At 72.8% G+C, this 8,242-nt stretch carries 6 protein-coding genes; 2 read left to right on the plus strand and 4 right to left on the minus strand.

Going from position 1 to position 8,242, the window contains the following annotated elements; all coding sequences use genetic code 11:
* Positions 1-200 precede the first annotated feature (200 nt).
* Together ABT336_RS25945 and ABT336_RS25950 are read right to left on the minus strand one after the other, a co-directional pair.
* Positions 201-683, minus strand: a complete 483-nt coding sequence (locus ABT336_RS25945) for a hypothetical protein (RefSeq protein ID WP_350899990.1) — start codon at positions 681-683, stop codon at positions 201-203.
* Between the two features lie 181 nt (positions 684-864).
* Positions 865-3,957, minus strand: a complete 3,093-nt coding sequence (locus ABT336_RS25950; protein WP_350899992.1) for a hypothetical protein — start codon at positions 3,955-3,957, stop codon at positions 865-867.
* A 305-nt stretch (positions 3,958-4,262) separates the two neighbouring features.
* On the opposite strand from ABT336_RS25950, the gene ABT336_RS25955 reads away from it, so the two are divergent.
* Positions 4,263-5,108, plus strand: a complete 846-nt coding sequence (locus tag ABT336_RS25955; protein ID WP_350899994.1) for an endonuclease/exonuclease/phosphatase family protein — start codon at positions 4,263-4,265, stop codon at positions 5,106-5,108.
* On the opposite strand, the gene ABT336_RS25960 is transcribed toward ABT336_RS25955, so the two are convergent.
* A complete protein-coding gene (locus ABT336_RS25960) occupies positions 5,098-5,994 on the minus strand; it encodes a TauD/TfdA dioxygenase family protein (protein WP_350899996.1) in 897 nt (298 codons plus the stop codon). The genes ABT336_RS25955 and ABT336_RS25960 overlap by 11 nt on opposite strands.
* Positions 5,995-6,171: 177 nt before the next feature.
* Between ABT336_RS25960 and ABT336_RS25965 the strand changes: the two genes are divergently transcribed.
* Positions 6,172-6,864: a hypothetical protein gene (locus ABT336_RS25965; RefSeq protein ID WP_350899998.1), complete on the plus strand. Its 693-nt coding sequence runs from the start codon at positions 6,172-6,174 to the stop codon at positions 6,862-6,864.
* A gap of 220 nt (positions 6,865-7,084) precedes the next feature.
* Here ABT336_RS25965 and ABT336_RS25970 read toward each other — a convergent pair.
* Positions 7,085-8,242 (minus strand): helix-turn-helix domain-containing protein (locus ABT336_RS25970; protein WP_350900000.1); only part of this gene is annotated, 1,158 nt, incomplete at its 5' end.

Below are 8,242 nucleotides of genomic sequence, written 5' to 3' on the forward strand. Positions count from 1 at the left end.
AGGGCGGTGAACGCGACGGCGAGACCCGCGGTCACCGCGACCGGCCCGGCGGCGGCGGGTTCCCGGCTCCACAGGTGTCCGGCCAGGACGAGGAGGGCGACGACCACCCCCGCCACGACCAGGGCCCGGCGGCGGGCGGGCAGGGGTGGTGCGGTCGGCGGCAACGGAGCCCCTCCCGGACGGTGGTGGGTGCGAGGGACTCAGCGGTGGGCCCAGCCGGCGGCGTGGACGGCGTTGTGCAGCAGGTTGCCCCGGTGGCCCCGGACGTGGCGGGGCAGCGAGTCGACGACGTCCACCAGGTCCGGGTCGTCGCAGTGGGGCAGGGCGGCCAGGACCTGCTCCAGGTCGACCCGGTGGTCGCCCAGGACGTCCGGGCGGTCGCGGACGAACCGGTCCAGGTGGGCCATGACCGCCTTGAACCGGACCCGCAGCACCTCCGGTTCGGCCGGTTCGACAGTCGGTTGCAGGCCGGTCAACTGCCAGTCCGGGGAGAAGACCGGGGTCAGTCGGCGGCCGGTGACGTCGAAGAACTCCACCCCGCCGTCGAGCGTGTCGTAGTGCCGTGGCTCGTCGAGCAGCTCGGTGAAGCTCTCGTACACGTGGCAGAGGGTGTTGTCGGCGGCGACCACCACGATCCGCTGGTCGTGGTCGTGGGCCTGGTGGTCGGGCGAAGGCAGGGGCATGGCGGTCTCCTCGGGATCGAGCGCAGCGTAGACGGCAGCCGTCCACAGTGGCACCGACATCGGTACCGGTTTCGTGGGTGAACGTCCCACCCCGTCCATCGTCGGCCCACCGAGGTCCCACCGGCCCGGGACATCCGTCCCGAGCCGGTGGGACCATCGCCCGACCTGTCGGCCCGACCGGTCAGCCCAGCCGGATCGCCCCGCTGGCCGCCCGGGTCATGTCGACGGTGGCGGTCACGTCCGGCAGCCCTTCGACGTGCGTTCCGGCGTGCACCCGACCCGACCAGTGGGTGTACCTGGCGGCGAGCTGGTCGGCGCGGACCTGGGCGGCACCGACCAGGCAGGCGCTGAGCGGATCACGGGGAGCGGTGGTCGGCTGGGCGCAGCCCGGCCCGTACTGGCCCTGGTCGGCCAGGGGCAGGAACCCCGACCGGTCACCCTGGCACGGGTCCCAGCCGTCGGTCTGCGTGCACTCGGCGTAGTTCGCCACCGCCCGCGCCATCGCGTTGTGCAGGTGCCGGTTGGCGGACTGGTCGGTGTCGCTGCGCGGGCGGGACCAGTCGGCAGGCAGCCCCTGGTCGCCGAAGAGCAGTCCACGCAGGCCGTCGTCGGACTCCAGGGCGGTGCCCCATCCCAGCTCGGTGTAGGCCTGCAACAGCCGCAACGTGTCGGAGACCTTCTTGCCCCGCTGCCAGAGCACCTTGGCCGAGTCCCAGGTCCCGGGGTCCGGCGCGGCGGTCCCGGTGCCGGCCAGCATCACCCGGTAGTAGTACTTCTGCCGACCGGAGAGCATGCTGGCGGCCTTGGCCCGGGCGGTCGTCGTCTGGGCGTCGACCGCCGGGATCGCGCTGGACTCGAAGGCCGGCCGGTAGGTGCCCGTCCACCGCTCGTCGAGGTACTTGCGCTCGTCGTAGCAGTACCCGTCCGGTTCCTGGGAGCGGACGTTCCAGGAGCAGAACACCCCGATCGGGAAGACCCGGGTGGCGCTGCGGACCTGCTGCCAGTCCCCGCCCGACCACTTCACCCGGGACCGGACGGTGATCTGGAGGTCACCGCTGGTGGTGTGGAAGCGCGGCCCCTCGTTCTCCACCACGTTGACGAACTGCGCCTCGTAGCAGCTGGTGAAGGCGGGTCGGTGGGCCGGTGGCATGGCGTGGTGGGCCAGCTGGAACGGGTTCGGCAGGGTGTTGTGCCGCAGCGTCGACGGGACCGTACGGGTGCCGAGGGTCCCCGTGCAGGGGCCGATCGAGCCGCTGTCACCGATCCGGTTGCCGGCGGGGATCTGCTGGTCCGGGGTGCCCCACAGGTCGTACTCGGGGATCACGTCGCTGCCGTTCCACAGCACCGCCAGACGGACGTTGTCGGCCTGCTCCCGCCAGGCGTTCACCGCCGTCCGGTAGTCGGCTACCAGCGCGGTGAACAGGGCGTTGGTGGCCCCACCGGCACCCGGGGCGCTGAACTGCCGGACCCGGCGGTTGATCTCGTCGCCGGCCTCCGCGACCGCCTCGGCCCGCGCCGGGGTGATCTGCCGGGCGTACTGCGGGTTCTGCAACTGCAGGATGTTGTACGTGCGGGCGGCGGTCTTCCACGCGGCGGCGTTGGCGACCCGTCCGCTGGCCCAGGTGCCCCCGACCCGCTGTCCGGCCCACTGTGCCAGGTAGTTGACCGAGCCCTCGGGCAGGAAGAGGTCGAGCTGCGAGACCGGGTCGACGGTGCTGGTGCCGGCCGGGACGGTGAAGGTCCCCTGCCCCTGCGCCCGTACCGTGGCGAACTCGAACGTCGGCGACTCGGCCTTCGGGAAGTAGGTGTTGATGTAGTCCGGGATCGGCTGCCCGGTGATCTCCTTGTGGTGCACGTACGTGGTGATCACCGAGTTGAGCGGGTCGGTGGCGATCTGCTCCAGCGCCGCGTGGGTGGCCAGCGCCATCGAGTCGATCTTGCGTTCGATGGTCTGCAGCTGGGTGGCGATCCGACCGAGGTTGGCGTGCACCTGGTCCAGGGACCTGGTCAGCGCGTCGAGCTGGGCGATCAGGTTGCCGTACATCTCGGTCAGCGCCGACTCGATCCGGTCGAACCGCCGGTCCATGCCCTGGGCGAGGCGGTTGATCTGCTCCCGGAGCTTGCCGATCTCGGCCTGCACCGCGGCGTTCGGGTCGCCCCCACCGGCGAAGAGACCGATCAGGCTCACCGCCGCGCCGAGCAGGTTACCGGTCAGCACCGCCGTGCCCATCGCGGTGGCGGCCGCGCTCAACCCCTGGCCGAGGATGGTGGTCATGTAGGTGTTGATCGCGGTGACCGAGGTGACGACGGCCTTGCCGATCGTCTCCAGCTGCTTGCCGAACTTCCTGTCGTGGAATCCCATCACCGTGGACAGGACGCTCACCGTGGAGCCCAGCCCCTCGAAGACTGTCCTGTTCTCGGCGGTCTTGCGCTTCTCCTCGTCGATCACCGCCTGGGTCGGCTTCGGGTTCCCGTTGAGCGGGTACGTCGTCGCCCTGGCCACCACCTCGTCGATCCGGGCCCGTCCGCTCGCGTCCAGCACTGCCAGCGCGGCGTACGCCCGCTCCTGCACCAGCGTCCGGTACGCGGCGGGGTCGTCGCGTTCGGCCCGGATGGCGGTCAGCGGCACGTAGTGGCCGAGGGTGCCGGAGTTGCCGTCGGGGCGCGGGTCGTGGATCCGGGTGGCCAGGAGGGTGTCCACCGGCGTCCGTACCGGCGTCTGGGTGCGGGCGGTGAAGGCGGTGTCCCAGCCGAGCGCCAGGGCCTCGTCCACCTTCGCCCGCCGGTGCAGCTCCACCCAGGTGTCCCGGACCACGTCCCGGGAGCGGGCGTTCCACGCGGCGTCCTGGTATCCGCCCCGGACCAGGTTCAGCATGTCCGGCACCACGTTGGCACCCTCGGCGCCGACGGTGCTGTCCAGGAAGAGCCGCAACGCCGGGCCGGTGAGCACCGCGCCGCTGGACGGGGTCGCCCCCAACCGGGCCAGCAGCGCCATCGCCAGGGCGAACCGGGACCGCTCCTCACCGGAACCCTCCGGCACGACCGGGGCGACCGCCGCCCGGGTGCCGGTGGCGTGCGCGGTGATCTGGGCGGCGTCGGCGCTCGGGTTCGCCGCCCGCCAGTCCAGCAGTTCGGCGGTGAGCAGAGCGTCGGTCAGCCCCGCCGCGCCGTTGTCGCGCAGCTGCACCACCGCCGCGAAAAGGGCGCCGTGCACAGCGTGTTCGTCGAACGGCACCGGGTCGTCGGCCCGCGCCGGAGTCTGGTGCATGGTCACCGCCAGCACCGCGGCGATCCCGACGGCGCACCACCGCCCGAACGCGCCCCGGCGCCCCGGTGACCTCCCGAAGGGGCGGGCACGCCCCCCGGGGCCTCTTGCCACTGTCCGCAACACAGGTTCCTCCCACCGGGATGGACCGGGTGGAACCCGGCCTCGTCGAGCCCTGACGGCTTCGACACTGGTGGGCGGGGTGTCCCGGACGGCAGGGACGACCGCCCGCCCTCCCGGGACATCCGTACCGGCCCGGGTCGACGGCTCCGACCCCCGGTAGACTTCCCACCCCCGCGCAGCAAGGCAGGTGCATGGCCGGTCGTCAGTCCCCACTCCGAGGGCCGTCGCGCGCCGCCCGCCTCCTGCTCGCGACAGTCCTGCTGCTGGCCGGATGCACCGTCACCGCACCCGGGGCCGACGACGCACCCACCCCCGTCGAACTACGCGTGTTGCAGGTCAACCTGTGCAGCAGCGGGCTCGCCGGGTGCCACACCGGGGAGGCACCGGCGCGGGCGGCCGAGCTGGTCCGGGTCGAGAGACCCCACGTGGTGACGCTCAACGAGGCCTGCCGGGACGACCTGGAGCTCCTCCGCTCGGCGATGGCCGCCGTCCACGGCGACGACGCGGTCGCTCCGGCCTTCGCCCCCGCCCGCAACCGCCGCACCGGCGGCCCTTACCACTGCCTCAACGGCCAGGAGTACGGCGTCGGGGTGGTGGCGCACGTGCCGACGGGCGACCGGGGACACGCCGTACACAGCGGGATCTATCCGGCGCAGGACCCCGACGACCCCGAGGAGCGCGCCTGGCTCTGCGTCGAGGCGGGCAGCGCCTACCACGCGTGCACCACACACCTGGCCTACACCAGTTCGACACTGGCCCTCGCCCAGTGCAACCACCTGCTCGGTACGGCGATCCCACAGCTGCACGCCGACGGCCGCTACCTGCCGACGGTGGTCAGCGGCGACCTCAACCTCCGCCACGGCGGCGACCCCGACGTGCGGGCCTGCGTCCCGGTCGACTACCAGCACCGGCACGACGGCGGCGTGCAACAGTTCATGGCCACCGACGACCTGCCCGTCGCGGCCACCCGGGCGATCGGGATGGAGGGCACCACCGACCACCCGGCCTTCCTGGTCACCCTCACCCTCACCCACTGACGTCCACGACCGCCGGGCCCCGCCACGGGTCCACCGGACCCCGGGGGTGGTCTCCGCGCAGGGTGATCCGGTGCATCACCCGCCGGGCGGTGCCGTAGTCACGGTTGGCGTAGTGGGCGGTGCTGCGGTTGTCCCAGATCGCCACGTCCCCCGGCCGCCACCGGTGCCGGACCAGGTGCTCCGGCCTGGTCAGGTGGGCGTAGAGCAGGTCCAGGATCCCCCGACTCTCGGCCTCGGACACCCCGACGACGTGGGAGGTGAATCCGGGGTTGACGAACAGGCCCCGGCGTCCGGTCTCCGGGTGCACCCGGACCACCGGGTGCTCCACCGGGTCGAGACGGGTCACCACCTCCCCCTCCCACACGCTGCCCCGGCCACCCCGCCGGTGGGCGAGGTAGTAGCCGAACTCCCGGTTGCCGTCGTGCACGGCCACCAGCCGGTCCACCAGCCGCCGCACCGGTTCGGCGAGGGAGTCGTACGCCAACTGGCTGTCCGCCCAGGTCGTGTCCCCACCACCGGCCGGCAGGGTGACCGCCCGCAGGATCGACCCCAGGGGCGGGCGCGGCATGAACGTCACGTCGGTGTGCCACACGTCGGCGAAACCGTTGTCGGCGCTGTCCAGCTCGTACACCTCCGGGTGGCGCTCGTCCACGCCGGCGACCACCGGGTGCGAGGCGGTCAGCTCGCCGAGGCGGCGACCCAGTCGGACCTGGCCGTCGTCGTCGAGACGCTGGTCGGCGAAGAACAGCACCTTGCGCTCCACCAGTGCCGCCCGGACGGCGGCCAGTTCGGCGTCGGTGGCCCGGTCGAGGTCCAGTCCCCGCACGTCGGCGCCGATGTGCGGGCCGAGGGGGTCCAGTGCCAGGTCCACCAGGGTGTCGGTCATGTCGGGTCCCTCCGGTCGCACGGCTCGACCACCGGCCGACACGACGGTCGTGGCGGCCCCACATCGAAGTCCCACTTTTCCTACAGCCTTGATAGGTCTTCCGGCAAGGGGGCACCCACGGCGTGGACACCACCCGACGTGACCACCGACTGCGCGCCCATGGTGGACACTGTGCCGATGCACGACGCTCCGACGAGGTCGACACGTCGACTGGATCTGTTCCTCCCGGCGGCCACCGCCGCCGCCTGGCTGCTGGTCGCCACCGTGCACCTGCTCGGCATCAGGATGTCCCAGCTGTGGCTGCTCGGGCTGGCGACGTTCGCGCTGACCTGGCTGCTCGCCCTCGCCCTCACCGCCGCCACGGCCACCGTCCTCGGACTCCGACACCGATGGCGGCCCGCCGTCGCCACCCTGGCCGTGGCGACGCTCGCCGCCACCACGATCCTCGTCGTCGACTGGACGTCCCTCTACGTCCGCGGCTTCCACCGACTCCACCAGGCCGACTTCGCCACGGCCCGGTCCCTCCCCGAGGACGGCCCCACCACCAACCCGGCCGTCCCCGACGGCAGCCCCACCACGAGCCCGGCCCTCCCCGACGACGGCCTGACCACCGCCTCGTCCGAGGACTACTACGGGCAGCCCCTGCCCGACCACCTTCGGCACCTGTCGGTCACCGGCCGGGCCGCCCGACTCCCCGCACCCGACGGCGGGACCGTCCTGTCCCTGCCACAGTGGACCGGGATCCCCGACGGGGCGGCCGGCTACCTGCACAGCCCCCACCCGCTTCCCCCCGAGTCGCGCTTCGACTGCTTCGCCGACCCGTGCCAGGTCCGGTGGACCCTCGGCGACGGCTGGCACTGGGTGAGCTGACGACGCGTACCGGGTCACGGCGGATCTCGGCTGGACACCCGACCTTCCGGTCGCGCGCCGAGTGAGGCGAGACAGTCTCGGGCAACGGTGACGGCTTGGCAGTCCCGCACCCGGCAGATCGGGCACCGGCCGTCCACGTCCGGCAGGTGATCCCGAAGGATCCAGCGGGCCGACAGGATCAGCCGGTTGCGAACCTGAGCCGGCGACAGGTGGCCCCCGCTCACCGACCCAGCCCGGCCGCCGACGCCAGCCGCGTCACCCCCGCCGACGCCGGGCCGGTGCGGTACACCTCGGCCAGTACCGCGCGCCCCACCGGCAGGCACCGGACCTCCGCCGACGCGACCCGGTCCGCCTCGACCAGCGCGGCGCCCGCCCTGACCACGTCACCGACCTGAAGGTACGCCCGCGCGACGTCCACCAGGTACGCCGCCCGGTGCTCGGGCGACAGCCTCGGCCACCGGCGGTCACCGGTCACCCTCTCGTGCCGACGCACCGCCTCCCCGGCGTCACCCCGCACCAGCGCCGTCACCACCTCGGTCAGGGCCAGGGCGACCGGACCGAATCCGGTCTGGTGGTCCTCCCGGCCGGAGCCGACCCGTCCGGCCACCTCGGACGCCTGACCGAGCAGTTCGACCACACCACGATGATCGCCACACCCCGCAGCGGCGTGCGCGGCCTGCAGGAGCAGCGCCCCGACCACCATCGGTTCCGGCCGCTGCGCCGACGAGGCGAGCCGATCAGCAGCGGCGACAGTGACAGCCAGCGCCAGCCGATCCCGACTGCACCCGCGCAACGCCTGCCCGAGCTGCACCGCCGCCGTCGCCGCCAGCACCGGCGCACCGCCCGCCACCGTCAACGCCCGATCCGCCACCAACCAGGCCAGACCGGTGTCACCGAGCTTGACCAGGAGGGACGCGGTGATTCGATACACCTGAACGAGCAGCCCCGCCCCCGCCCCCGGGTTCACCGCGTGGAGCCGCTGGGTAGCGTCGACCAGACCGGGCAGCATCCTCACCGACTGGGTGTAGTGCCCGTGTTGGAAGGTCAACCAGGCGTGGCCGACGTGCCGCGTCACCTCCTCCGCCGGAACGCACCACCCCGGCACGTCCGCGCGGAAGACGTCGTAACAGGCCAGCGCCGCCCGAAGGTGGTCGAGCCCGTCCGCGCCCCGATCCGCGACCACCGGCGGTGGAGCATCGCGGCCGACCAGCACCAGGGGATCGACCCGGAGCACCTCGCCGATCTCCTGGATCACCGAGAACCTGTCCAACGCCCGGACACCCCGCTCGACCTTGTCCACCCAACTCTTCGACTTCCCCAACCGGTCGGCGAACACCTGCTGGGACATCCGCCGCCGCACCCGCCACTGCGCCACCCG

It is taken from the genome of Micromonospora sp. NPDC000207, assembly GCF_040300925.1.
GTDB lineage: Bacteria > Actinomycetota > Actinomycetes > Mycobacteriales > Micromonosporaceae > Micromonospora.